Here is a 25,542-nt window from a genome sequence, read left to right as displayed (position 1 = left end):
TTGATTCCTTTTTATTCTTCCGGAATGAATACCCACAGCAGCAGGTATATCAGGATGCCGAAGCCGAACGTCAGGACGAACAGCACGAAGATCAGGCGCCAGACCCACGATTCGAGACCGTAGGTGCGCGCCAGGCCGCCGCACACGCCGCCCAGCCAGCGGTCGAGCCGCGAGCGGCGCAGGCCGCTCAGCAGGTCGTCGCGGTGCTGGTCGAAGGAGATCCGCTCGGTGGCCGGCGGTTCCTTATTGAGGCTCACGGTCGACGCACCCGACAGGATGCGCGCCTTGGCCTGCTCGAACTCGGCATCCGACAGCGCGCCGGCCTGGTGCAACTCGTGCAGCCGCTTGATTTCGTCTGACAACATGGCGTTCTCCGGCAAACAGCAAGCCGGCGCCGCCATGGCGGCGCCGGCACGTGACGAGAATTACAGGTCCAGCAGCAGGCGGGCCGGATCTTCCAGCGCGTCCTTCATCGCGACCAGGCCCAGCACGGCTTCGCGGCCGTCGATGATGCGGTGGTCGTACGACATTGCCAGGTAGTTCATCGGACGGATGACGATCTGGCCGTTCTCGACGACGGCGCGGTCCTTGGTCGCGTGCACGCCCAGGATCGCCGACTGCGGTGGGTTGATGATCGGGGTCGACAGCATCGAGCCGAACACGCCGCCGTTCGAGATCGAGAAGGTGCCGCCCGACAGGTCGTCCAGGGTCAGCTTGCCGTCCTTGGCTTTCTGGCCGAACTCACCGATCTTCTTCTCGATTTCGGCGATCGACATCTGGTCGGCGTTGCGCAGGATCGGCACCACCAGGCCACGTGGCGAACCGACGGCGATGCCGATGTCGAAGTAGCCGTGGTAGATGATGTCGTTGCCGTCGACCGAGGCGTTCAGGATCGGGTACTTCTTCAGCGCGGCGACGGCGGCCTTGACGAAGAAGGACATGAAGCCCAGCTTGACGCCGTGTTCTTTCTCGAACTTGTCCTTGTACTTGTTACGCAGTTCCATGACCGGAGCCATGTTCACTTCGTTGAAGGTGGTCAGGATGGCGTTGGTCGACTGCGATTGCAGCAGGCGCTCGGCGATACGGGCGCGCAGGCGGCTCATCGGCACGCGCTCTTCCGGACGGTCGCCCAGGTTGGCTGGTGCAGGAGCAGCGACTTGCTGCAGGGCTGCCTTCGGCGCGGCGGCCGGTGCAGCGGCAGGTGCGGCGGCTGGCTTGCCGGCGACGGCGGCCAGGGCATCGCCCTTGGTCACGCGGCCATCGCGGCCCGAGCCTTCGACGTTCGAAGCGCTCATATTGTTGTCGGCCAGGATCTTGGCGGCGGCCGGCATGGCGACGCCGGCTTTCGACTGATCAGCGGCTGGCGCGGCGGCCGGCGCAGCGATCGGGGCGTTCGGCGCTGCCGATGGAACGGCCTTGACGGAGATCGGGCTGGTCTGCGCCGATGCTTCGGTATCGATGATCGCGATGACTTCGTTGGCGACGACGGTATCGCCGTCGGCTTTCAGCAGTTGCACGATCACGCCGGCGCTCGGCGCCGGCAGTTCCAGGACCACCTTGTCGGTCTCGATGTCGATCATGTTTTCGTCGCGCGACACGGACTCGCCGACTTTCTTGTGCCACGACAGCAGGGTTGCTTCAGCAACGGATTCCGACAGAACAGGTACCTTGACTTCGATTTGTGCCATTTTTTAAAACTCCAGTAATTATTCTTTGCAAGTGCCCCCGCGCACGGGACGCGGGGGGCGTGGTTTTACTTACCCGGCCGTGATTACTTGGTCAGGATGAAACCCTTGAGTTTCGAGAACGCGGTCTCCAGCAGTTCTTTTTGCTGGGCGATGTGCTTGTCCGCATAACCCACGGCCGGCGATGCCGACGCGGCGCGACCGGCGTAGGCCAGGCGCTGGCCATCTTCCATGCCTTCGAAGATGTTGTGCTGGATCTGGAACCATGGACCCTGGTTCTGCGGCTCGTCCTGCGCCCACACCACTTCGGTCGCGTTCGGGAACTTCTTGAGTTCGGCGGCGAACGACTTGTGCGGGAACGGATACATCTGCTCGATACGGATGATCGCGGTGTCGGCGCTGTTACGCGTCTTGCGTGCGTTGACCAGGTCGTAATAAACCTTGCCCGAGCACACGATCACGCGCTTGACCTTGCCTGCGTCGATCTTGTCGTCGCATTCGCCGATGACGGTCTGGAAACCGCCCTTGGTCAGGTCGGTCAGCGGCGAGCCGGCATCCTTGTTACGCAGCAGCGACTTCGGCGTGAAGATCACCAGCGGCTTCCTGAACTGGCGCACCATCTGGCGGCGCAGCAGGTGGAAGATCTGGGCGGCCGTGGTCGGCTGCACCACTTGCATATTGTTGTCGGCGCACAGTTGCAGGAAGCGCTCGATACGGGCCGACGAGTGCTCCGGACCCTGGCCTTCGTAGCCGTGCGGCAGCATCATGACCAGGCCCGAGGCGCGGCCCCACTTCACTTCGCCCGAGGCGATGAACTGGTCGATGACGACTTGCGCGCCGTTGACGAAGTCGCCGAACTGGGCTTCCCAGATGGTCAGGGTGTTCGGTTCGGCGGTCGAGAAGCCGTATTCGAAGCCCAGCACCGCCTCTTCGGACAGCACCGAGTCGATCACGGTGAAGTCGGCCTGGTTGTCGGAGATATTGGCCAGCGGCAGGTAGATGCCCTGGTCCCAGCGCTCGCGGTTCTGGTCGTGCAGCACGGCGTGGCGGTGCACGAAGGTGCCGCGGCCGGCGTCCTGGCCCGACAGGCGGATCGCATAGCCCGACGACAGCAGCGAGGCGAAGGCCAGGTGCTCGCCCATGCCCCAGTCGAGGTTCACTTCGCCGCGGCCCATGGCGGCGCGGTCGGCCAGCACTTTTTCAACCAGCGAGTGTGGTTTGAAACCCTCCGGAACCTTGGTGATGCGTTCGGCCAGGCGCTTCAGTTCGGTGACCGGCACCGCGGTGTCGGCGGCATCGGTCCACTTCTTGTTCAGGAACGGCGCCCAGTCGACGGCGTACTTGCCCTTGAAGTTGGTCAGCACCGGATCGACCGTGTGCTTGCCTGCATCCATGGCGTCGCGGTAGGCGGCCACCAGCTTGTCGCCGCCGTCGGCTTCGATGGTGCCTTGCGCGGCCAGCTTCTCGGCGTACAGCTTGCGGGTGCCCGGGTGCTTGGCGATCTTCTTGTACATCAGCGGCTGGGTCAGCGCCGGGGTGTCCTGCTCGTTGTGGCCCAGCTTGCGGTAGCAGATGATGTCGACCACGACGTCCTTGCCGAACTCGGCGCGGTAGTCGAGGGCGATCTGGCTGGCCAGCACGACGGCTTCAGGATCGTCGGCATTCACGTGCAGCACCGGCGCTTCGATCATCTTGACGACGTCCGAGCAGTACAGGGTCGAGCGCGCGTCGCGTGGATCCGAGGTGGTGAAGCCGATCTGGTTGTTGATGACGATGTGGACGGTGCCGCCGGTGCCATAGCCGCGGGTCTGCGCCAGGTTCAGGGTTTCCATGACCACGCCCTGGCCGGCGAACGCGGCATCGCCGTGCACCAGAATTGGCAGCACTTCCTTGCCCTTCTTGTCGCCGCGACGCATCATGCGCGCCTTGACCGAGCCTTCGACGACCGGGTTGACGATCTCGAGGTGGGATGGGTTGAACGCCAGCGACAGGTGGACCGGGCCGCCCGGGGTCGAGATATCGCTCGAGAAGCCCTGGTGGTATTTCACGTCGCCTGCCGGCAGGTCGTCGGCGTGCTTGCCTTCGAATTCTTCGAACAGGTCGGCCGGGCTCTTGCCCAGGGTGTTGACCAGGACGTTCAGGCGGCCGCGGTGGGCCATGCCGATCACGATTTCCTGGATGCCTTTTTCACCGGCGCGCTGGATCACTTCGTCGATCGAGGCGATGAACGATTCGCCGCCTTCCAGCGAGAAGCGCTTGGCGCCGACGTACTTGGTGTGCAGGTAGCGTTCCAGGCCTTCGGCCGCGGTCAGGCGCTCGAGGATGTGCTTTTTCTTCTCGCCGCTGAAAGTCGGGGTCGAGCGGATCGATTCCAGACGCTCTTGCAGCCAGCGCTTTTCGGTCGGATCGCTGATGTACATGAACTCGGCGCCGATCGAACGGGTGTACGTATCACGCAACATGTTCAGGATGTCGCGCAGCGGCGCGGTTTCCTGGCCAAAATAGGTGTTGCTGATATTGAAAACGGTGTCGAGGTCGGCTTCGGTGAAGCCGTAGAAGGCGGGGTCGAGCTCTGGGAGGGGTGGGCGTTCCTGGCGCTGCAGCGGGTCCAGGTTGGCCCAGCGCGAACCGAGGTAGCGGTAGGCGGCGGTGATCTGGGTGACGGCGACGCGTTTGCGGCCCAGTTCGGAGTCGGCCGAAGCGACGACGGTACGGATCGGGCCCTGCTTGGCGCGTTCCGCGAACGAGGCCACCACCGAGGAATGCACCACATCGGGGCGGTTCGAGCCGTCGACTGCCGGCACGTGTTGCATCTGGTCGAAGTAGGCGCGCCAGTTTTCGGGCACCGAGGTCGGATTATCCAGATAGGCCTCGTACAACTCTTCCACGTACGGGGCATTGCCGCCGAACAGGTAGGAGTTGGCGTTATATTGTTGCATCATTCTTGCTCACCTTTCTTTTCGCGCTTCGCGAGGTTTGGGCGGGTTGTTTAAAACCTTCCGCGACACGGCCTGACCGGTTAGCGGATTGCACTTCAAGACATCAAGTTGTGGGGGAAGGACTGTTCGGTACTAAAAAATACGTGTGCAAAATCCTGCCAATTTGCGCACATTATTGTAACGCATGATCTCGGCCAGGGCAGACTCCCTTCCAAGAAATTATTTATTACAAAATGTGTATTTCTGAGTCGCACTTTTGGAACGAATCCCGCATTGCGCTCATTGCTGAGTTGACCATGTAAATGATAATCGTTATCATTTAAAGATGCCTTCTTCCGCAACTCCTCTCAAGAATAAAGCCGAGCCGGCCATCAAGGCCGAGCCCGCGCCTGCCGCCGCCGCGGCTGGGACCGCCCTGCCCGGCGCTCGCCGCGCTATGTGGCTCAAGCAGTTGCATCAATGGCATTGGATCAGTTCGGCCATCTGCCTGATGGCCATGCTGCTGTTCAGTTTTACCGGGCTGACGCTGAACAACGCCACGCTGATCGAGGCCAAGCCCGTCGTCACGCGCCTGAAGGCGACGCTGCCCGAGCCGCTGCGCGTCCAGCTGCAGGCCTTTGCCGAAGACCACGTCGACGCCGAAGTGCCGCTGCCGAGCGAGATCGCGGACTGGACCAATGGCGCCTTCCCGGTCGACGTGCGCGGCAAGCGCGCCGAGTGGAGCGAGGAAGACGCGTATGTCGCCCTGCCCCGTCCCGGCGGCGACGCCTGGCTGCGCATCGCGGTCGACGGCAGCGCCGAGTTCGAAAAGACCGACCGCGGCTGGATCTCGTGGCTCAACGACATGCACAAGGGCCGCAACACGGGCGTGGTCTGGAGCTGGTTCATCGACCTCTTCGCCGTGGCCTGCGTGGTGTTCTGCATTACCGGTTTCCTGATCCTGAAGTATCACGCGGCCAAGCGGCCGTCGACCTGGCCGGTGGTCGGTTTCGGCATCGTGCTGCCGATCGTGCTGGCCCTCCTGTTCGTCCACTGATCCACCTACCGAGAGAAGACCAAGAATGAAACTGTCCCATTCGCTCGCCCTCACCCTCCCGCTCGCGTCCGGCTGGGCCATGGGCGCCGACCTATCCGTCAAGTTCGACGTGCCGCAGCTGAACGTGGCCGAGTATCACAAGCCCTATGTGGCGATCTGGATCGAGAATGCCGACCAGGGCATCGCCTCCAACCTGGCCGTGCTGTACGACGTCAAGATGAAGGACAAGGGCGGCGAGAAATGGGTCAAGGACTTGCGCACCTGGTGGCGCAAGGCGGGGCGCGACGCCGCCCTGCCGATCGACGGCGTCAGCGGCGCCACCCGCGCGCCCGGCACCCACACCATGAAGTTCGCCGGCGCCAGGTATGGCATCGACAAGCTGCCGCCCGGTGAATACAAGCTGGTGGTGGAAGCGGCGCGCGAGGCGGGCGGACGCGAAGTGGTCAAGGTGCCGTTCACCTGGGCCGGCAAGGGCAAGCTGGCGGCGAACGCGGCCGGCAAGGACGAACTGGGCGCCGTGTCGCTCCAGATCCAATAACGACAACCACCATCAGGAGAACCCCATGCAACAGAACACATTCTACAAAGCCGCCATCGTCGGCCTGATGCTCGCCGGCGCCTCGCTGACCGCCCAGGCCCACCGCGCCTGGATCCTGCCGAATACCGCCATGGTCGATTCGAAGGAAGCCTGGGTCACGATCGATGCCGCGATCTCGAACGAGGTGTTCGAGTTCAACCACCACCCGCTGCGCCTGGACAACCTGGTGATCACCGATCCGGACGGCGTGCAAGCCAAGGCCGAAGGCGCCGTGGTCGGCAAGTACCGCAGCACGCTCGACCTGCGCCTGCCGAAGGACGGCACCTATCGCCTGTCGATCGTCAACAACAACGTGATGGGCAGCTACAAGCTGGGCGGCGAGACCAAGCGCTTCCGCGGCGCCGCCGGCAGCCCGGCGGTCGCGATTCCCGCCGGCGCCGTTGATGTGCAAACGACTGCCGTCCACTCGCGCAACGAGACCTTCGTCTCGGCCAACAAGCTCAGCGACACCGCCCTCAAGCCGACCGGCGAAGGCCTGGAAATGATCCCGCTGACCAATCCGTCCGACCTGCGCGTCGGCGAGCCGATCCGCGTGCGTTTCCACCTCGACGGCAAGCCGGTCGCCAACCTGCCGTTCAGCATCGTGCAGGGCACCGTCAAGTACCGCGGTTCCTCCGGCGAGCAGCGCTTGACGACCGACGCCAAGGGCGAAGCGTCGTTCACCGTGCCGGCGGCGAATATGTACTGGCTCAGCGCCGGCTTCCCGTTCGGCGAAGGAAAACCGCAGCCGGGCGCCAAGCGCTACAGCTACGCGGCCACGCTCGAAGTCCTGCCGCAGTAATCCGGATGCGCGACGTTCTCGTTCCGCTGGAAGTCGACATGGCGCTGCCGCCCGGCGGCAGCACCCTGTACACGACCTCGGGCACGGCGATGGGCACCGGCTGGTCGGCGCGGCTGATGCTGCCGCCCGGCGCCGACGGCGCTGCCTTGACGCTTGCCCTGCAGCGTGAACTGGATGAGATCGTCGCGCAGATGAGTCACTGGGAGCCCGATTCCCTGCTGTCGCGCTACAACCAGGCCCCGGCCGGCAGCTGGCATGCGCTGCCGCCGCACTTCTTCGACGTCGCCGATTACGCGCTGCGGGTGCATGAAGACAGCGGCGGCGCCTACGACCCGGCCGGCGGCCAGCTGGTGAACCTGTGGGGCTTCGGCGCCACCCGGCGCTACGACCAGGCCGGCTTCTACGCACCGGATGCGGCAGCGATCGGGGCCGCGCTGGCGCAGCGCGGCGCCAGTCAACCGCTGCTGGACCGCGCCACGCGCCGCCTGCTGCAGCCGGGCGGCGCCCTCCTCGATTTCTCTTCCGTCGCCAAAGGCTATGCGGTCGACTGCATGGCGCGCTGCCTCGAACAGCGCAGCGTGCGCCACTATGTGGTCGAAGCCGGCGGCGAGCTGCGCGGCGCCGGCGCCAAGGCCAATGGCGAACCGTGGTGGGTGGAGATCGAAGGGGTTCCGGATGCGGACAATGCCGACGCTGGCGCCACCCAGGCCGTGGTCGCCCTGCATGGCCTGGCGATCGCCACCTCGGGCGACTACCGCCGCTACTTTCAACACGGCGCCCGGCGCGCCGCGCACACCCTCGATCCGCGCAGCGGCTATCCGGTTGTGGACGGCGTCGCGTCGGTGACGGTGCTGGCGCCAACCTGCATGGCGGCCGATGCGCTGTCCACCGCGCTCACCGTGCTGGGCCCGCAAGACGGCCTGGCCTTCGCCGAGGCGCGCGGCATCGCGGCGCGCTTCCTGGTGCGCGCACCGGGCGGCCTGCTCGAAACCACGTCCAGCGACTGGCGCGCCCTGCTGCAATGATGTTGACGATCGACCCTCTGCGCTTGGGCGGCGCGCTCGCGCTGTCCTGCGTCTATCTGGCGATGTGCCTCGGCATCTGGCGCAGCCGTCTGGTGCGCACCCGGGCTGCCGGCGGCGCGGCCGACTGGCTCGTGGTCCACGCCAGCCAGACCGGCAGCGCCGAATTCCTGGCCGAACGCACCGCCGCCACCCTGGCCTTGGGCGGCCTCGACGCACGCGCCGTCTGCATGTCGACGCTGGACGGCGCCCAGCTGGCGGCCGCCTCGCGCGTGCTGTTCATCTGCAGCACCTACGGCGAAGGCGATGCGCCCGACACGGCCGCGCGCTTCGCCGGCCACACGATGGGCCAGGCGCTAGAGCTGTCGCACCTGCACTACGGCGTGCTGGCGCTGGGCGATGCAACGTATTCCCATTACTGCGGCTTCGGCCGCGCGCTGGATGCCTGGCTGCGCGAGCGCGGCGCTACGGCGCTGTTCGACCGGATCGACGTCGACCGCGGCGCGCCCGCGGCGCTGGCCGCATGGCAGCACCACCTGAGCCACCTGGCCGGCACCAGCGATGCGCCTGACTGGGAAGCGCCCGCCTACGGCGAATGGCGCATCGCCAGCCGCATCCACCTCAATCCCGGCAGCGCCGGGGCGCCGCTGTACCGTATCTCCTTGGCGCCGCGCGCCGGCGCGCTGCCCGCCTGGGAAGCCGGCGACCTGGCCCAGGTCAGCGCGCCGCTCGACCCGAGCCATCCGCGCGAATATTCGATCGCGTCGGTGCCGGGCGAAGGCCGGCTCGAACTGCTGGTACGTCTGCAGACGCGCGCGGACGGCACGCCGGGCGCGGCATCCGGCTGGCTGTGCGTGTGCGCGGACCAGGACGACACGATTCGCCTCCGCGTGCGCGCCCATGCGCGCTTCCGGCTGGGCACGAATGCGGGGCGGCCCCTGATTGCGATCGGCAACGGCAGTGGCCTGGCAGGATTGCGGTCGCTGCTCAAGGCCCGCATCGATGCCGGCATGCACCGCAACTGGCTGCTGTTCGGCGAACGCAATGCGGCCCACGATTTCCTGTTCCGGGAGGAACTGGAAGCATGGCGCGATGGCGGCATGCTGGCGCGGCTCGACCTGGCGTTTTCACGCGACGAGGGCAAGGCGCGCTACGTGCAGCACCTGGTGGATGCGCACCAGGAAGAACTGCGCCGCTGGGTCGCGGATGGCGCGGCGGTCTATGTCTGCGGCAGCCTGCAAGGCATGGCCGGCGGCGTGCACGATGCGCTCGTGTCGGCGCTCGGACTCGATACGGTCGACGCCATGGCAGCGGATGGCCGCTACCGGCGCGACGTCTACTAGACGTCAAACAGAACCGCCGGCAATGCCGGCGGATCGATCAAGCTGGCGCCTCAAGGCGGTCAGCGGTTGTCGTTCTTGTGGCTTTGACGGCCGGCCTGGGCATGCTGCTCGGACGAGCCGCCGCGTTGGCCGCTCTGCTGGTTGCTGCCCTGGTTGGCGCCACCCTGATTGCCGCTCTGCTTGTTGCCATCGTTCTTGTGGCTCATCGAACCGGCCTCGCGTGCTTCCTGCGAATTGAACTCGTGCGCATTGCCCGATGCGTGCGCCGCGCGGCCGCCTTCGCTGGCGATTTCACGCTGGCGCTGTGGATCCATCGATGCGAAACCCTGGTTGCCGCTGCCGCCCTGGTTGCCCTGATTACCCTGGTTGCCGCTCTGCTGGCTACCTTGCTTGGTGAACTGGTTGTTACCTTGCGGGTTGTTGTTTTGCGACTTGTTTGCCATGATTGCCTCCTTACATGATGAAGAAAATGCCAGCAGTAAGCTGACTCGAAGGACCTCATGGTAGGCCTCCAATATCGGTCTGAACACCAAAATACGGCAGTCGGCTTGTAGGACCGGGCCTTGCCGGACTACCGGCATTGGCCGTCATCCTGAAAGAAAAATCTATTATGGATCGATCAATTTATAGAAGAATAATTATGAAAATAGAACTTGAACAGCATGAATTGGCTACTTTAGTCGGCTCGAATTTCCACGCCAACACATGAACATTGGCATCGGATATCTTTGTTCGGCGCCGTCCTGCTGGACATTCTGACAGTGGCGGGAGCGGAACTCTAGTCGCGGTTTTGAGGTCTGATGATACGTAAGCTGGCAAAGCGGATCACTATCAGAGTGCTCATCTATGGCGCGAAAACCAAGCGCAGCAAATGGGGACGTAGATGGGACGCCATACTTGCCTACTGCACTATACAAATGAGATGCGGCTCGCCACCGGTGCCTGTGCGGCACGATCGGCGCTACCCGTGGCGAATCTGGCGGCGACGTCAGATACTGCCACCGGCATGTTGCCGGTGGGAGGCGGGAAAGTAACGCCTGTCAGGTACGAATGCGGTCAGCAGGACGGTTCGGGGCAGGAAGAAGACGCTGAGCACATTTGCTCACGTCTTTGATAGCAGCGGGTGTTCTGTTGCTGCGGCAAAACGTCATGCAGCACTTCGGCGACTATGCGCAAGCCATCGAACTCGACCGCCTGGACGAGTTGTCGGCGTCCCTCGCGCGCCAGTATGGGCGGCGCGGCGACTGGATGTTCATTCCCGCCGCGGAGCGGCGCGCCCGGATATCGACCGAGCTTGCACGCCTGCAGGCCGTGCGCAGCGTGCCTCTGCCGCCAGTCGCACCGATCGCACCCGTAGCGCCGGCCGCACTCATCCTCCCCGCGATCCCCGACGCCATGCACGAGGCCTGTGCCGACAAGAACGATGGCAGCAGGCTGAGCATGACGCTGCGCCCCGGTGAAACGATGGCCGGCGTCTGCGAACGCGAAGACGGCAGGATGGTGTTTCAGTTGCGCAGCTATCGCCTCGACGACTGAACGGCGCCTGGCGCAGGCGATGTCGTGCTTGCGGTAGCATGTTCACCATGACACAGCCCATGCCAGACCATCAACCGTTCTTCGTCGACCTTCGCTGGCGCGATCAGCGCATCCAGCTGGAAGCGCAGTGGGTCGGCGCCCCCGCGTCGCCGGCCCCGACCGTCGTGTTCCTGCACGAAGGTCTCGGATCCGTCTCACACTGGAAGAACTTTCCCGATGAATTTTGCCGCGCACACGGGTTGCGCGGACTCGTGTTCTCGCGCTTCGGCTACGGCCGCTCGAGCGCCCGCACCGCCGCCCTGACGCCGGACTATTTGCACCAGCAGGCGCATGAAGTCCTGCCCGCGCTGCTTGCCCAACTGGGCATCGTGAAACCCTGGCTCTTCGGCCACAGCGACGGCGCCTCGATCGCCCTGCTGTACGCGGCGCGCCACAGCGCCGAGCTGAGCGGGCTGATCGTCGCCGCGCCCCATCTGTACGTCGAGGATTGCGCGCTGCAAGCCATCGCGGCGGCGCGCGACGCCTACCGCGACGGTTCGCTGCGCGCGCGGCTGGCGCCCTACCATGCCGACGTCGATGCGGCGTTCCGCGGGTGGAACGACATCTGGCTCGACCCCGCCTTCCGCGACTGGGACATCCGTGCGGACGTGGCGGCGATCACGGCCCCGCTGATGGCGATCCAGGGCGAGGACGACCCCTACGGCACGCTCGATCAGGTCTACACGATCGCGCGCCTCGTTCCGGATACGCGCCTGCTGGTCTTGCCCGGCTGCGGGCATTCCCCCCACCGCGAGCGCAGCGCAGAGGTCATTGCTGCCGGCGGCCAATTCATTTTCGGCGCCGGCACGACCGAGAACTTGAACACGGAACTATCATAAAGTTTGATATTACGGATCATTAAACATTATTAGAATAGATAAAGATTCCACGTTAATCTTCTTGCATACAAGTAGCAACACGACGAACACCGGCGATGTTGCACGGCAAGGAGACATGTGTGAGCAAGGCAAGTGAAAACTATGATTACCTGATCGTCGGCGGCGGCTCTGCCGGTTGCGTGCTGGCCAACCGCCTGTCCGAAGACCCCGCCGTGCGGGTCGCGCTGATCGAGGCCGGCAGCGACACCCCACCAGGCGCCGAGCCGGCCGAGATCCTCGACAGCTACCCGATGCCGCTGTTCTGCGGCGACCGCTTCATCTGGCCGGACCTCAAGGCGCGCGCCACCCCGACCTCGCCGCTAAAGACCTATGAGCAGGGCCGCGTGATGGGCGGCGGCTCCAGCATCAATGTCCAGGCGGCCAACCGCGGCCTGCCGCGCGACTACGACGGCTGGGCCAGCCAGGGCGCCGCGGGCTGGAGCTGGAACGAGGTGCTGCCTTACTTCCGCAAGCTCGAACGCGATCTCGATTTCGGCGCCTCGCCGCTGCACGGCGACCGCGGTCCGATTCCGATCCGCCGCATCGCCCGCGCCGACTGGCCGCGCTTCTGCCACGCGTTCGCCGGCGGCATGCAAGCCAACGGCCTCGCCTACATGGACGACCAGAACGCCGACTTTCGCGATGGGATGTTTCCGGCGGCGTTCTCGAACATCGACGACCGCCGCGTATCGAGCGCCGCCGGCTACCTGGACGCGGCGACGCGGGCGCGGCCGAACCTGCGCATCCATGCGGGCCTGAGGGTCGAGCGCGTCGTCATGGCCGGCCGCACGGCATGTGGCGTGCAGGCGCGCGACGGCGCCGGGCATCCATTACATATCGACGCGCGCGAGGTGATTCTGTGCGCGGGAGCGTTGCAGTCGCCCGCCCTGCTGCTGCACGCCGGCATCGGCGACGCCGCCGCCCTCGGCCGGCTCGGCATCGCGGTCGTGGCCAACCGACCCGGCGTCGGCCGCAACCTGCAAGACCACCCTTCGCTCACCTTCTGCCATTTCCTGGCGCCCGAATTCCGCATGCCGCTGGCGCGCCGCCGCGCCAGCATGACGGCGGCGCGCTTCTCCTCCGGGCTGGCCGGCTGCGACGCGTCCGACATGTATATGTCGAGCTCGACCCGCGCCGCCTGGCATGCGCTCGGCAACCGCCTCGGCCTGTTCTTCCTGTGGTGTAACCGGCCGTTCTCGCGCGGCCAGGTGCGCATCGCCTCGCCCGATCCGCTCGCGCCGCCCGAGATCGACCTCAACCTGCTGAGCGACGAACGCGACCTGCTGCGCATGGCGATCGGGGTGCGCAAACTGGCCGCGGTTGTCATGGGCAGCGAGCTGCACCACCATGCCGGCGACTTCTTCCCGGCCTCGTTCTCGCCGCGCGTCAAGGCGCTGAGCCGCGTGACGCCGGCCAACGCGCTGCTGACGAAGGCGCTGGGACTGGCGCTCGACACTCCGGCGCCGCTGCGGCGCTGGATCATCGAGCGTTTCGTGACCGGCGGCCAGCGCATGGGCGCGCTGCTGGCCGACGACGGGGCGCTGCATGCCTTCATCCGCAAGGCGGTGTTCGGCGTCTGGCATGCCAGCGGCACCTGCCGCATGGGCGCCGTCGACGACCCGGCCGCGGTGACCGATGCCGAAGGCCGCGTGCACGACGTGGCCGGCCTGCGCGTGGTCGACGCTTCACTGATGCCGAGCCTGCCTTCGGCGAACACCAATATCCCCACGATCATGATGGCCGAGAAAATCGCCGACGCCATTCGCGCACGCGGCCGCAACGGCGACGTGCCGCGCGAACCGGCCCTGGCGGAGGCTTACTGAGGCCCGCAGCAGACGGCACGCACGCAGTCGAGACCACCACCACGGCGCCCCGAGGCGCCGGGACCATAACCATTCAACAGGAGACAACCATGGCGCTGGCATCATCCGATACTGTAATGACCGCAAAGGAGAACGACCGCAACACGTTCAGGGCCGTGGTGGCCTCGTGCGTCGGCTGGTCGCTCGACCTGTACGACCTGTTCATCCTGCTGTACGTGGCGCCGATCATCGGCCGCCTGTTCTTTCCTTCCGAGCACGCGATGCTGTCGCTGGCGGCGGTGTACGCCTCGTTCGGCGTCACCCTGCTGATGCGCCCGCTCGGCTCGGCGCTGTTCGGCTCCTACGCCGACCGCAAGGGCCGCAAGGCCGCCATGATCGCCTCGATGATCGGCGTCGGCGTCTCCACCGCCGCCTTCGGCCTGCTGCCGACGGTGGCCAGCATCGGCGTCATGGCGCCGGTGCTGTTCATCATCCTGCGCCTGGTCCAGGGCGTCTTCGTGGGCGGCGTGGTCGCATCGACCCACACCATCGGCACCGAATCGGTGTCGCCGCGCTGGCGCGGGGCGGTTTCGGGCCTGATCGGCGGCGGCGGCGCCGGCCTGGGCGCCCTGTTCGCGTCGTTCACGTTCTGGGTCCTGTCCTCGATCTTCCCGGGCGAGCAGTTCGACGAGTGGGGCTGGCGCTGGATGTTCTTCACCGGCATCATCAGCGCGGTGCTCGGCATCACCATCTTCGGCAAGCTCGAAGAGTCGCCGATGTTCAAGAAGCTGCAGGCGGAAAAGGCGCGCAACAAGGCCACCGCCGCGCCGACCGCCAACCCGATCCGCACCCTGTTCACCGGCAAGTACCGTAACGTCCTGCTGGTCAACCTGCTGCTGACCCTGGGCGGCGGCGCCGGCTACTACCTGACCTCGGGCTTCCTGCCGACTTTCCTGAAAGTGGTCAACGGCACGCCTTCCGAGACCGCCGGCTTCATCCTGATGCTGGCCAGCGTCGGCGTCATCATCGCGTCGATCGCTACTGGCCACATCAGTACCTTCATCGGCCGCAAGAAGACCTTCGTGTGGGTCGGCGTGCTGCGCCTGATCATGTTGCCCGCCATCGCGCTGCTGATGCCTGGCGTGACCGACACCTTCACGCTGGCCGTCTACGTCATCGTGTTCAGCATGCTCGGCAGCATGGGCTATGCGCCGATCCTGATCTTCCTGAACGAACGCTTCCCGACCGAGATCCGCGCCACCGGCACCGGCCTGTCTTGGAATATCGGCTTCGCCATCGGCGGCGTGCTGCCGACCTTCGTGTCGCTGGCCTCGCCCATGCCGTCCGACGTGCCGATGTCGCTGGCGCTGTTCCTTGCGGGTATCAGCGTGATCTTCCTGATCGGCGCCCTGATCGTTCCCGAAACCATCGGCAAGCTCGACGAACCTGCCGCCCCTGGAGCCTGACAGCATGCACACCACGAGCCCTCGTTCCCTCGAGCGGCAAGCGCCGGCGCCCTTCGTCGGGCGTTCGCTGCAACGCATCGAAGACGTGTCGCTGCTGACCGGCCGCGGCCAGTTCGGCGACGACGTCGGCGTCAAGCCCGGCACGCTGCACGCGGCGATCGTCCGGGCGCCGCACGCCCACGCCCTCATCAACGGCATCGACAGCACCCGGGCCGAGCAGGCGCCGGGCGTGCGCGCGGTGCTGACCGGGGACGACCTGGCCGACTGGTCGAAACCGTTCGTCGTCGGCGTCAAGGCGTCGATGGAAATGTGGGCGCTGGCGCGCGAACGGGTGCGCTATGCCGGCGAGCCGGTCGCGGTGGTCGTCGCCGACACCCGCTACCTGGCCGAGGATGCGGCCGACCTGCTGGTGGTCGACTATACCCGGCTCGATCCGGTCACCTCAATCGACGCCGCCATCGCGCCGGACGCGCCGGTGCTGCACGATGGCGTCGGCAGCAATGTCGCGAGCGACCGCAGTTTCCGCTATGGCGACCCGGAAGCGGCGTTCGCCCGCGCCGCGCACACGGTCGAACTGAGCGTGCGCTACCCCCGCAACTCGTGCACCCCGATCGAGTGCGCGGTGGTGGTCGCCGACTACCTGTCGCCCGAGGAAGGCTATGACGTCGCCTCGAACTTCATGGGTCCGTTCTCGCTGCACACGGTGATGGCGCTGGCGCTGCGGGTGCCGGGCCACAAGCTGCGCCATCGCACCTTCCGCGATTCGGGCGGCAGCTTCGGCGTCAAGCACGCGGTGTTCCAGTATGCGGTGCTGATGTGCCTGGCGTCGCGCAAGGCCGGGGCGCCGGTGAAATGGGTCGAAGACCGCCTCGAGCACCTGGGCGGCCTGACCTCGGCCACCAGCCGCCAGTCCACCATCCGCGCCGCGGTCGAGGCCGACGGGCGCATCACGGCGCTCGACTACGACCAGTTCGACGACGTCGGCGGCTACCTGCGCGCGCCGGAGCCGGCGACCTTCTACCGCATGCACGGTTGCCTGACCGGCGCCTATGCGATCCCGAACCTGGCGGTGCGCAACCGCGTGGTGCTGACCAACAAGACGCCCGCCGGCCTGGTGCGCGGCTTCGGCGGCCCGCAGGTGTACTTCGCGCTGGAACGCCTGATGCAGCGCATCTCGGTCGAACTGGGCATCGACCCGGTCGACCTGTACCGCCGCAACTTCATCCCGGCCGACGCCTTCCCCTACCAGGCCGCAGCCGGCGCCCTGATCGACTCGGGCAACTACCAGCGGGCGCTGGAGCTGGTCGCCGGCGAAGGCGGCTTGGCCGCGCTGTACGCGAAACGCGAACGGGCGCGCGCCGAGGGCAGGCTGTACGGCATCGGCTTCGCCGCCATCATCGAGCCGTCGATCTCGAACATGGGCTACATCACCACCGTGCTGCCGAAGGAAACGCGCGCCAAGGTGGGGCCGAAGAACGGCGCGATCGCCTCGGCCACCGTGGCCATCGATCCGCTGGGCGGCGTCAACGTGACGATCGCCTCGGCGCCGGCCGGCCAGGGCCACCGCACGGTGTGCGCCCAGGTGGTGGCCGACGTGCTGGGCGTGGATCCCGACCAGGTCGCGGTGAACGTCGAATTCGACACCCAGAAGGATGCCTGGTCGGTCGCCGCCGGCAATTATTCGAGCCGCTTCGCCGGCGCGGTGGCCGGCACCGTGCACCTGGCGGCCATGCGCATCCGCGACAAGCTGGCCGCCATCGCCGCGCCGCAGCTGGGCGCCGACGCCGCCGACATCGTGTTCGCCGGCGGCGCCGTGCACGTCAAGGACGACCCGGCGCGCGCCCTGCCCTTCCCGCGCATGGCCGCCAGCCCGCACTGGGCGCCGGCGCTGCTGCCCGAGGGCGTCGGGCTGGGCCTGCGCGAAACCGCGTTCTGGAGCGCGCCGCAGTTGGGCGCGCCCGACGACGACGACCGCGTCAACACCTCGGCCGCGTATGGCTTCGCCTTCGACGTGTGCGGGGTCGAGATCGACCGCCACACCGGCCGCGTCACGATCGACAAATACGTCACCACCCACGACGCCGGCAAGATCCTGAATCCGGCGCTGGCCGACGGCCAGATTCGCGGCGCCTTCGCCCAAGGGCTGGGGGCGGCGCTGATGGAAGAATTCCGCTACGGCGAAGACGGCAGCTTCCAGTCCGGCACCTTCGCCGACTACCTGGTGCCGACCACCTGCGAGGTGCCCGAGCCGCACATCATCCACCTCGAGACGCCGTCGCCGTTCACGCCGCTGGGCGCGAAAGGCCTCGGCGAAGGCAACAATATGAGCACCCCGCCCTGCATCGGCAATGCCGTCGCCGACGCGCTCGGCGTGGCCGATATCGTGCTCCCGCTGACGCCGTCGAAAGTCATGGCGCTGATCGGCGCCGACGAACCGCCGCCATCCGCGGCGGTGCGCCAGGCGATGCCGGCGCCCGCGCCTGCCGCAGGCGGCAAGGGCGGCAAGGCGCTGTCCGCGCGCGGCGAAGTGGTGCTGGCGGCGCCGCCGGAGGCCGTGTTCCGGGTCTTGCTCGACCCGGTCGCGCTGGCCAAGGTCATCCCCGGCTGCAACGCGCTGGAACCGGCCGGCGAACACCGCTACCGCGCCGATGTCAGCGTCGGCGTGGGCATGATCAAGGCGCGCTACGCGGCCGAAGTGGCGCTGTCCGAACTCGACCCGCCGCGCAGCCTGCGCCTGGCCGGCTCCGGCCTGTCGGCGGTCGGCAGCGCCAGCGGCAGCGGCCTGGTGACGCTCGAACCCGCCGACGGCGGCACCCTGCTGCGCTACGACTATTCGGCCGAAGTGTCCGGCAAGGTCGCGGCGGTGGGCAGTCGCATGCTCGAAGGCGCGGCGAAGATCGTCCTCGGCCAGCTGTTCGAACAGCTCGGCCGCGAAGCCGGCGGCCAGGGCGCACTGCCGCAGGCGAGCGCCGATCAAGGGCGCGGCCTGTGGCGGCGCCTGCTGGCCCTGTTTGGAGTAACACGATGAAACCACAAGCATTCGACTACGCACGGCCCGACAGCGCCGACGAAGCGGTGGCGCTGCTGGCCGAGGCCGGCGACGAGGCCCGCATCCTGGCCGGCGGCCAGTCACTGATGGCGGTGCTGAACCTGCGCCTGGCCCAGCCGGGCATGCTGATCGACATCTCGCGGGTCCCCGACCTGAACTATGTGCGCGCCGGCGCCACCCATCTCGCGATCGGCGCCGCGACCACCCAGGGCGCGGTCGAGTGGCGCGCGCAACTGGCCACCGAGGTGCCGCTGCTGGCGCAGGCATTCCCGCACATCTCGCACTTCCAGATCCGCAACCGCGGCACCGTGTGCGGCTCGATCGCGCATGCCGATCCGAGCGCCGAGCTGCCGCTGGCGCTGCTGGCCCTGCAGGGCGAGGTGGCGCTGCGCAGCCGGCGCGGGCGGCGCGTCGTCGCCGCCGCCGATTTCTTCCAGGGCATGCTGATGACGGCGCGCGCCGCCGACGAACTGGTGGAGGAAGCGCGCTACCCGCTCGCGCGTGCCGGCGAACGCTACGCGTTCGAGGAATTTTCTAGCCGCCACGGCGACTTCGCCGTGTGCGCGGTGGCGGCGGTGGTCGGCCCCGACGGCATCCGGCTGGCGGTCGGCGGCGTGTCCGACCGCCCGCGCGTGAAGACCTGGCCGCGGCTGGCCGGCGCCGACCTCGAACACGCCATCAACGACTTCGCCTGGGAACTGGAGGCGAAGGACGACCATCACGCCTCGGCCAAGTTCAGGCGTCAACTGGTGCGCCACCTCGGCGCCACCGCGATCCGGAGAGCATCCACATGAAGACCTACCGCAAGAACGACGTCGTGCGCATCGCGCTGGTGCTCAACGGCCAGCCGCGCAGCGGCACCTGCGAGCCGCGCACCCTGCTGTCGGACTTCCTGCGCCAGGAACTGGGCGCCACCGGCACCCACGTCGGCTGCGAGCACGGCGTCTGCGGGGCCTGCACGGTCACCGTCGACGGCGTCGCCGGTCGTTCGTGCATGACGCTGGCGGTGCAGGCCGAGGGCTGCAGCGTCGACACGGTGGAAGGCCTCGACCGCGCGCGCAAGGCCGCGGGCGAAGACGGGCTATCGGACCTGCAGGAAGCGTTCCGCCGCAATCATGCGCTGCAGTGCGGCTTCTGCACCGCCGGGATCATGATGTCGTGCAGCGACTACCTGCGCCGCAATCCCGATCCGAGCGAGGACGAGGTGCGCGCGATGCTGTCGGGCCACCTGTGCCGCTGCACCGGCTACACGAATATCGTGCGCGCCGTGCTGGAGACCGCCGCCGACCGGCTGGGCAAGCCGCGCGCGCCCGGCGCCCGGCCGGATGAGCCGGGCCACGCCGCCATCGGCGCGGCCGAGCAGGCGCGCCTGGTCGACGCCTGACGCCGACACCCCTATCACAACAACGACAAGGAGAACATCGTGCTCGATCTTGGACGCACATTCCTGCAAAGCGTCGAACGCAGCCCCCACGCGCTGGCGGTCGTCGACGGCGCGCAGCGTCTCACCTACGCCGAATGGCATGACCGGATACAGCGCGTCGCCCACGGCCTGTCGGCGCTCGGCCTGCGGCGCGGCGACCACCTGCTGCTGGTGCTGCAGAACCGCATCGAGATGGCGACGCTGCACTGGGCCTGCCAGTTCCTGGGCGTGATCGCCACGCCGCTCAACTGGCGCGCCAAGCCCGACGAGGTCGAGTACTGCGCCGTCGATTCGGGCGCGAAGGCGGTCGCGTTCGAACCCGTCAGCGCGCCGGCGGTGGCGGACAGCCTGTCGGCCAGCGCACTGCCGCGCATCGCCGTCGGCGGCGCCGAAGGCGGCACGCTGGCCTTCGACGACCTGCTGGCCCAGGCGCCCGCCGCGCCGATCCTGCAGGCCGGCAGCGACGACATATCGCTGATGCTGTACACCTCGGGCACGACCGGCAAGCCCAAGGGCGTGCCGCGCCGTCACCGCGCCGAACGCGCCGCCGCGCTCGGCCATGTGGCGCAGAACATGTACCGGCGCGGCGAGTGCACGCTCGGCGTCATGCCGCTCTATCACACGATGGGCGTGCGTTCGCTGCTGGCGATGGCGCTGGTCGACGGCCGCTTCGTGTGCGTTCCCAAATTCGACTGCGCCGCCGCGTTCCGTTCGATCGAGCAGGAACGCGTCAGCAACCTGTACCTGGTGCCGACGCTGTACCACGACATGCTGGCCTGGCGCGAGAAGCATGGCGCGGACATCTCGTCGGTGACCAAGCTGGGCTTCGCCGGCGCGCCGATGCCGGACGGGCTGCTCAAGCGCCTGACCGAGACCTTCAGGCCCGAGCTGTTCGTCAACCACTACGGCTCGTCCGAGGTGTACACCTTCGCGATCGACCAGGACGCCACCCGCAAGGCCGGCAGCGCCGGGCGCGCCGGCATCAACACGCGCCTGCGCGTGGTGCCGCTCAGCGCCGAGGGACCGGACCGCCTGGCGGCGCCCGGCGAAGAGGGCCAGATCATCTGCGACCTCCAGGGCGACGAATCCTTCGACGGCTATTGGAACCGGCCCGACGCCGACGCCAAGTCGATCCGTGCGGGCTGGTACTTCACCGGCGACACCGGCTACCTCGACGCCGACGGCGACCTGTTCGTCACCGGCCGCATGGACGACATGATCATCAGCGGCGGCGAGAACATCTCGCCGGTCGACATCGAGTCGGTGCTGTCGCTGCATCCATCGGTCGACGAAGTCGCCGTGGCGGGCCTGCGCGACGAGCGCTGGGGCCAGAAGGTGGTGGCCTTCGTCAAGGCGCATGGCGAAGTCAGCGCCGAAGCATTGAACGAGTACTGCCGCAATTCCGACCTGCTCAACTTCAAGCGCCCGCGCGAATACGTGTTCGTGCGCGACATCCCGAAATCACCGGTCGGCAAGATCCTGCGCCGCAAGCTGGTCGCCGGCGAATACGAATCGATGGCGGCGCCGGGCGCCAACGCACATGGAGACACCAAACAATGAACAACGCCGAGCTCCCGAACCACAAGGCGCGCGACCTGCGCCATTGGCTGGCCCACCTCGAAGCGACCGGCCGCCTGGCCGTGATCCGCGAAGGCGTGCCGCTCAAGCACACGCTGGCGGCGATCGCCAAGCGCCTCGACGGCAGGCAGGCTGCCTTCTTCCCGCGTCCCGACGGCCATGACATCCCCGTCGTGTCCGGGTTCGTGGCGCGCCGCGCCTGGATCGCCGAGGCCATGGGTGTCGAACAGGCCGGCCTGCTCGGCGCGTTCCGCCGCGCGGTCGACCATCCGCTGCCGTGGCGCGAGGTCGACGCCGCCGATGCGCCGTGCCAGCAGGTGGTGCACGAGTTCGGTGGCGCGATGGCCGGCGACCTGCATGCGCTGCTGCCGATCCCGACCCACAGCGAACATGACAACGGCCCTTACATCACCGCCGGCCTGGTGATCGCCCGCAATCCCGTCACCGGCGTGCAGAACGTCTCGATCAACCGCATCCAGGTGCACGGCCCCGACCGCATGGCGATCCTGATGCTGCCGCGCCACCTGCTGGCGTTCTACAAGGCGGCCGAGGAACAGGGCCAGGCGCTGGACGTGGCGGTGGTCATCGGCGCCGATCCGCTCACCCTGCTCGCCTCGCAGGCCATCACGCCGATCGATTTCGACGAACTGGAGATCGCCGGCGCCCTGCATGGCGCGCCGCTGCCGGTCGTCAAGTGCCGCACCAGCGAGATCCGCGTGCCGGCCGGCGCCGAGATCGTCGTCGAGGGCAAGCTGCTGCCGAATGTGCGCGAGCCCGAAGGCCCGTTCGGCGAATTCCCGAAATACTACAGCGCGCGCGAGAACCGCGAAGTGATCGCGGTCGACGCGGTGACCCATCGCCGCCAGCCGATCTTCCACACCATCGTGCCGGCCGAGATGGAACACCTGCTGCTCGGCTCCATCCCGCGCGAGGCGACCATGCTGGCGCACCTGCAACGCAGCTTCCCGAACGTGCTGGACGTGCACCTGTCGGTCGGCGGCGTCGGCCGCTACCACCTGTTCGTCAAGTTCCGCAAGCAGCGCGAGGGCGAGCCGCGCAACGTGATCCTCGGCGCCTTCGGCGCCCATTACGACATCAAGCAGGTCACCATCGTCGACGAGGACGTCGACGTGCACGACCCGCAGCAGGTCGAATGGGCGGTGGCCACGCGCTTCCAGGCCGACCGCGACCTGATCGTCATCGCCGGCGCCCAGGGTTCGGCGCTCGATCCCTCGACCACGGTCGGCCAGATGCAGGACGGCGAAGCCGCGCCGCCGCACCTGCAGGGGATCAGCGCCAAGATGGGGCTGGACGCGACCAAGCCGGTGGCCTACCACGGCCACGTCTTCACCAAGGTCAGCATTCCCGGCGAGCGCGAGATCGATCTCGACCGCGAAATCGTGCGCGGCGCCACGATCGACTGGAACGACGCGGCGGTGCGCGCATGAATCGACCGCGACTGATCGTCGCGATCACCGGCGCCAGCGGCGCGGTGTACGGCGTGCGCCTGCTGCAGCATCTGCGCGCGTCCGGCGTCGCCGAGACCCACCTGGTGATGTCGGCATCCGGCGTGATGACCGCGCAGCAGGAGCTCGACCTGCGCCGCGCCGATATCGAGGCGCTGGCCGACGTGGTGCACAACGTGAAGGACATCGGCGCCACCATCGCCAGCGGCTCGTTCCGCTCGGCCGGCATGGTGGTGGCGCCGTGCTCGATGAAGACGCTGGCCGGCATCGCCCACGGCCTGGCCGACAACCTGGTCACGCGCGCCGCCGACGTGGTGCTGAAGGAGCGCCGCAAGCTGGTGCTGGTGGCGCGCGAGACGCCGCTCAATCTCGCGCACCTGCGCAACATGACGGCCGTGACCGAAATGGGCGGCATCGTGTTCCCGCCGGTGCCGGCATTCTATACCCGGCCAGCCTCGCTCGACGAGCTGGTCGACCATACCGTCGGGCGCCTGCTCGACCTGTTCGACCTGCCCCACCAGGGCCTCGTGAAGCGCTGGGAAGGCATGGGCAGGGCCGGCGCCGGAGGCGCCGAACGAACCGACAATTCTTGACCATACAAACCGATCACACCAGGAGAACCGCATGACCCAACTGAACCACCCCGCCCACAGCCTGCTGGCCAATCTCGAAGGCTTCCGGGTCGAGATCGACGCCGCGCGCCAGCGCGCCGACATCGTCCTGTCGAACGGCCCGTTCAACATCATCTCGATGACCCAGCGCGAGCAGCTGCGCCTGGTGTTCGAGTCGCTCGACGCCGACGAGCGCGTGCGCGTGATCGTGCTGCGCGCCGACGGCCAGCACTTCTCGAGCGGCGGCGACATCCGCGGCTTCCTGGAGGCCAGCCCCGAGCATGTGTCGAAGCTGGCCTGGAACGTCGCCGCCCCGACCCGCTGCAGCAAGCCGGTGATCGCCGCCAACCGCGGCTTCTGCTTCGGCGTCGGCTTCGAGATCTCGCTGGCCTGCGACTTCCGCCTGGTCACCGACACCACCTTCTATGCGCTGCCGGAACAGAAGCTGGGCCAGATTCCCGGCTCGGGCGGTTCGGCGCGCCTGCAGAAGATGGTCGGCATCACCCGCACCAAGGACATCGTGATGCGCTCGCGCCGCATCCCCGGCCAGCAGGCCTACGACTGGGGCGTGGCCACCGAGTGCGTGCCGGACGCCGAACTGGAAGCGGCCACCGACCGCCTGGTCGACGAACTGCGCGCATTCTCGCCGATCGCCCAGCGCACCGCCAAGAAGCTGCTGAACGACACCGAGGATTCGCCGCTGTCGATCGCCATCGAGCTGGAAGGCCACTGCTACAGCCGCCTGCGTTCCTCGAACGATTTCCGCGAGGGCGTCGAGGCGTTCCACGCCAAGCGTCCCCCGGTCTTCGACGGCTCCTGAGGGAGAGCGCCGACATGAGCGATCTGCACGCACAGAACTATATCGATGGCGGGTGGCAGGAGGCGGCTTCTGGCGCCACCGGCGCCAGCCACGATCCGTCCAGCGGCGCCGCCATCGGCCGCTTCGCCGCCAGCGCCGGGGAAGACGCCCGGCGCGCCATCGCCAGCGCGCGCCGGGCCTTCGACGAGTCGCACTGGGCCCACGACGCGCGCCGGCGCCAGATGGTGCTGCTGCAGTGGGCCGACCGCCTGGAGCGGTGCACCGGGCTGGCCTCCCTGCTCACCTGGGAAAACGGCAAGGTGCTGCCCCAGGCGCACGGCGAGATGGCGGCGGCGATCTCGGAGATCCGTTACTACGCGGGCCTCGCGCGCCACATTCCCGGCCATTTCATGGAAGTCGAGCCGGGCGCCTATTCGGCGACGCTGCGCGAAGCGGCCGGCGTGGCGGGCCTGATCATCCCGTGGAACGCGCCGGTCGTGCTGCTGATCCGGTCGCTGGCGCCGGCGCTGGCGGCCGGCTGCACGGTCGTGGTCAAGCCCGCGCACCAGAGCGCGCAGATCAGCGCCGCCGTCCTGCGCGAACTGGCCGCCGTCGAGACCCTGCCGCGCGGCGTGCTGAACCTGGTGCTGGAACAGGGCAGCGAGGCCGCCCAGGAACTGACCACGTCGGCCGACGTGGACGTGCTGAGCTTCACCGGCTCGAACCTGACCGGCCAGCGCATCATGGCCGCGGCCGCGCCGACCATGAAAAAGCTGTCGCTGGAACTCGGCGGCAAGTCGAGCTGCCTGGTGTTTCCCGATGCCGACGTCGCCGCGGTCGCGCGGCGCTTGGCCACGGCGGCGACGATCATCTCGGGCCAGCAGTGCACCGCAGCCCGGCGCGTGCTGGTGCATGCGGCCTGCTACGACGCCATGAAGGAAGCGCTCAAGGGCGCGCTGGCGGCGATCGTGGTCGCGCCGGGAACCACCCCGGGCGCCGGCATGGGACCGCTGATCGACGCCGACGCCTACCTGCGCGTGTCGGCCGACGTGGCGCGCGCGCTCGACCTGTGCGACGAGGTCGTACTGCGCGGCGGCCGGCCCGACGGCGCGCCGCCGGGCGGGCATTTCATGACGCCGACGCTGGTGGCGCATGCCGACGCCTCGGCCTTCTTCACGCAGGAAGAGATCTTCGGCCCGTTCGTGGTGCTGGAACGCTTCGAGGACGAACGGCAAGCCGTGGCGCGCGCCAACGACACGGTGTTCGGCCTGTCGGCCAGCGTCTGGACCGCCGACGGCGACCGCGGAATGCGCCTGGCCCGCGCGCTGCGCAACGGCACGGTCTGGATCAACGACCACAACCGCCTGTTCGCGGAAGCCGAAACCGGAGGATACCGGCGCAGCGGCATCGGCCGCCTGCATGGCTACGAGGGACTGGCGGACTTCCTGGAGACCAAGCACATCTTCCGCGACGCGGGCCTGCTCTGATCAG

At 67.6% G+C, this 25,542-nt stretch carries 21 protein-coding genes; 17 read left to right on the top strand and 4 right to left on the bottom strand.

Features of this window, described 5'->3' with window-relative positions:
- Positions 1-11: 11 nt before the first annotated feature.
- The 3 genes from HMPREF9710_RS10560 to HMPREF9710_RS10550 form a co-directional block, all read right to left on the bottom strand.
- On the bottom strand, positions 12-365 hold the full coding sequence (locus tag HMPREF9710_RS10560; RefSeq protein ID WP_005666215.1) for a PspC domain-containing protein: 354 nt from the start codon (positions 363-365) through the stop codon (positions 12-14).
- Between the two features lie 60 nt (positions 366-425).
- Positions 426-1,688, bottom strand: a complete 1,263-nt coding sequence (gene odhB, locus HMPREF9710_RS10555) for a 2-oxoglutarate dehydrogenase complex dihydrolipoyllysine-residue succinyltransferase (protein WP_005666213.1) — start codon at positions 1,686-1,688, stop codon at positions 426-428.
- 83 nt (positions 1,689-1,771) lie between these two features.
- A complete protein-coding gene (locus HMPREF9710_RS10550) occupies positions 1,772-4,627 on the bottom strand; it encodes a 2-oxoglutarate dehydrogenase E1 component (protein WP_040776094.1) in 2,856 nt (951 codons plus the stop codon).
- A gap of 322 nt (positions 4,628-4,949) precedes the next feature.
- Here HMPREF9710_RS10550 and HMPREF9710_RS10545 point away from each other — a divergent pair, with 322 nt between their 5' ends.
- The 5 genes from HMPREF9710_RS10545 to HMPREF9710_RS10525 are packed head-to-tail and all read left to right on the top strand — an operon-like array spanning position 4,950 to position 9,404.
- A complete protein-coding gene (locus tag HMPREF9710_RS10545) occupies positions 4,950-5,660 on the top strand; it encodes a PepSY-associated TM helix domain-containing protein (RefSeq protein ID WP_005666209.1) in 711 nt (236 codons plus the stop codon).
- A gap of 25 nt (positions 5,661-5,685) precedes the next feature.
- Positions 5,686-6,198, top strand: coding sequence for a DUF2271 domain-containing protein (locus HMPREF9710_RS10540; RefSeq protein ID WP_005666207.1), 513 nt, complete (start codon positions 5,686-5,688; stop codon positions 6,196-6,198).
- Between the two features lie 25 nt (positions 6,199-6,223).
- Positions 6,224-7,039: a DUF4198 domain-containing protein gene (locus HMPREF9710_RS10535; protein ID WP_005666205.1), complete on the top strand. Its 816-nt coding sequence runs from the start codon at positions 6,224-6,226 to the stop codon at positions 7,037-7,039.
- Between the two features lie 5 nt (positions 7,040-7,044).
- Positions 7,045-8,064: an FAD:protein FMN transferase gene (locus HMPREF9710_RS10530; protein ID WP_040776091.1), complete on the top strand. Its 1,020-nt coding sequence runs from the start codon at positions 7,045-7,047 to the stop codon at positions 8,062-8,064.
- On the top strand, positions 8,061-9,404 hold the full coding sequence (locus tag HMPREF9710_RS10525) for a sulfite reductase subunit alpha (protein ID WP_005666201.1): 1,344 nt from the start codon (positions 8,061-8,063) through the stop codon (positions 9,402-9,404). Before HMPREF9710_RS10530 ends, HMPREF9710_RS10525 begins: the two co-directional genes overlap by 4 nt.
- 59 nt (positions 9,405-9,463) lie before the next feature.
- Here the strand turns inward: HMPREF9710_RS10525 and HMPREF9710_RS10520 are convergent, their stop codons facing one another.
- On the bottom strand, positions 9,464-9,847 hold the full coding sequence (locus HMPREF9710_RS10520) for a KGG domain-containing protein (protein WP_005666199.1): 384 nt from the start codon (positions 9,845-9,847) through the stop codon (positions 9,464-9,466).
- Between the two features lie 655 nt (positions 9,848-10,502).
- Between HMPREF9710_RS10520 and HMPREF9710_RS10515 the strand changes: the two genes are divergently transcribed.
- The 12 genes from HMPREF9710_RS10515 to HMPREF9710_RS10460 all read left to right on the top strand — a co-directional run bounded on the left by HMPREF9710_RS10515 (position 10,503) and on the right by HMPREF9710_RS10460 (position 25,538).
- Positions 10,503-10,940, top strand: a complete 438-nt coding sequence (locus HMPREF9710_RS10515) for a hypothetical protein (RefSeq protein WP_040776088.1) — start codon at positions 10,503-10,505, stop codon at positions 10,938-10,940.
- A 59-nt stretch (positions 10,941-10,999) separates the two neighbouring features.
- The gene (locus HMPREF9710_RS10510; RefSeq protein ID WP_040776374.1) at positions 11,000-11,818 is read left to right on the top strand and encodes an alpha/beta fold hydrolase; all 819 of its coding nucleotides are present in this window, start codon (positions 11,000-11,002) and stop codon (positions 11,816-11,818) included.
- Positions 11,819-11,913: 95 nt separating this feature from the next.
- A complete protein-coding gene (locus tag HMPREF9710_RS10505) occupies positions 11,914-13,680 on the top strand; it encodes a GMC family oxidoreductase (RefSeq protein ID WP_005666191.1) in 1,767 nt (588 codons plus the stop codon).
- An 89-nt stretch (positions 13,681-13,769) separates the two neighbouring features.
- On the top strand, positions 13,770-15,125 hold the full coding sequence (locus HMPREF9710_RS10500; protein ID WP_005666189.1) for an MFS transporter: 1,356 nt from the start codon (positions 13,770-13,772) through the stop codon (positions 15,123-15,125).
- 4 nt (positions 15,126-15,129) lie between these two features.
- On the top strand, positions 15,130-18,153 hold the full coding sequence (locus HMPREF9710_RS10495) for a xanthine dehydrogenase family protein molybdopterin-binding subunit (RefSeq protein WP_005666188.1): 3,024 nt from the start codon (positions 15,130-15,132) through the stop codon (positions 18,151-18,153).
- Positions 18,150-18,968, top strand: a complete 819-nt coding sequence (locus HMPREF9710_RS10490; protein WP_005666187.1) for an FAD binding domain-containing protein — start codon at positions 18,150-18,152, stop codon at positions 18,966-18,968. The genes HMPREF9710_RS10495 and HMPREF9710_RS10490 overlap by 4 nt, the downstream gene beginning before the upstream one ends.
- Complete coding sequence (locus HMPREF9710_RS10485; protein WP_005666186.1) at positions 18,965-19,558, top strand: (2Fe-2S)-binding protein; 594 nt, start codon at positions 18,965-18,967, stop codon at positions 19,556-19,558. The genes HMPREF9710_RS10490 and HMPREF9710_RS10485 overlap by 4 nt, the downstream gene beginning before the upstream one ends.
- Before the next feature lie 39 nt (positions 19,559-19,597).
- A complete protein-coding gene (locus HMPREF9710_RS10480) occupies positions 19,598-21,157 on the top strand; it encodes an AMP-binding protein (protein WP_005666185.1) in 1,560 nt (519 codons plus the stop codon).
- On the top strand, positions 21,154-22,623 hold the full coding sequence (locus HMPREF9710_RS10475; protein WP_005666184.1) for a UbiD family decarboxylase: 1,470 nt from the start codon (positions 21,154-21,156) through the stop codon (positions 22,621-22,623). The genes HMPREF9710_RS10480 and HMPREF9710_RS10475 overlap by 4 nt, the downstream gene beginning before the upstream one ends.
- Entirely contained in the window at positions 22,620-23,234 is a 615-nt protein-coding gene (locus HMPREF9710_RS10470) for a UbiX family flavin prenyltransferase (RefSeq protein ID WP_005666183.1), read from the top strand. The genes HMPREF9710_RS10475 and HMPREF9710_RS10470 overlap by 4 nt, the downstream gene beginning before the upstream one ends.
- Positions 23,235-23,265: 31 nt before the next feature.
- The gene (locus HMPREF9710_RS10465; protein ID WP_005666182.1) at positions 23,266-24,072 is read left to right on the top strand and encodes an enoyl-CoA hydratase/isomerase family protein; all 807 of its coding nucleotides are present in this window, start codon (positions 23,266-23,268) and stop codon (positions 24,070-24,072) included.
- Positions 24,073-24,086: 14 nt separating this feature from the next.
- Positions 24,087-25,538: an aldehyde dehydrogenase family protein gene (locus HMPREF9710_RS10460; protein WP_005666181.1), complete on the top strand. Its 1,452-nt coding sequence runs from the start codon at positions 24,087-24,089 to the stop codon at positions 25,536-25,538.
- Positions 25,539-25,542 lie beyond the last annotated feature (4 nt).

Source organism: Massilia timonae CCUG 45783 (assembly GCF_000315425.1).
Lineage (GTDB): Bacteria > Pseudomonadota > Gammaproteobacteria > Burkholderiales > Burkholderiaceae_D > Telluria > Telluria timonae.
The sequence above is the reverse complement of the archived record's forward strand: the minus strand, read 5'-3'. Positions and strand labels throughout refer to the sequence as shown.